Origin of the sequence: Caballeronia calidae, assembly GCF_900044055.2 — a bacterium.
Classification (GTDB): Bacteria; Pseudomonadota; Gammaproteobacteria; order Burkholderiales; family Burkholderiaceae; genus Caballeronia; species Caballeronia calidae.
In genome coordinates this window covers 1-502 of the sequence record NZ_FCOX02000379.1, presented here as the reverse complement: position 1 = coordinate 502, position 502 = coordinate 1, and the positions used below count along the sequence as shown (strand labels likewise).

The following is a 502-nucleotide window of genomic DNA, read 5'->3' as shown; positions in this document are numbered from 1 at the left end:
GCGATGAGTTACGAGCGGATGAAGAAAGCCGAGTTGGAACTCAAAGAACAGATCGATGCGCTGCTGGCCAAGGCGAAAGTGGCCGATGACGCCGAGAAGAACGAGCCGGAACTCGATATTCCAGCGGAGATCACTCGGCGCGAGGAGCGGCTTGCGGTCATCCGTGCTGCACGCGCGCGTCTGGAAGAGCGTCAGCGTCAGGCCGATATCGCGCGTGGTCGTAGCGACGACGACACGCCGCCGGATGGCGGCGACAAGCCGAAAAAGAAGTCCCGCTTCAAGTACAAATTCGGCGAGCCCAAGCCCGACGCCCAGGAGAGTTTTACCGACCCGCAAAGCCGGATCATGAAGCATGCCGGCGGCGGCTTCGACTACTCCTACAATGCCCAGGCGGCTGTCGACGACACGGCTCACATCATCGTCGCGGCCGAACTGGGTAACTGTGCTGCCGACAGCGGCCAATTGCCGATCGTTCTGGCGGCGGTAGCGCGCGACGCCGGGG

At 62.7% G+C, this 502-nt stretch carries 1 pseudogene; it reads left to right on the top strand.

The features are described 5' to 3' along the window. Positions 1 to 502, top strand: a pseudogene (locus AWB78_RS43125) (IS5/IS1182 family transposase); the annotation flags it as partial.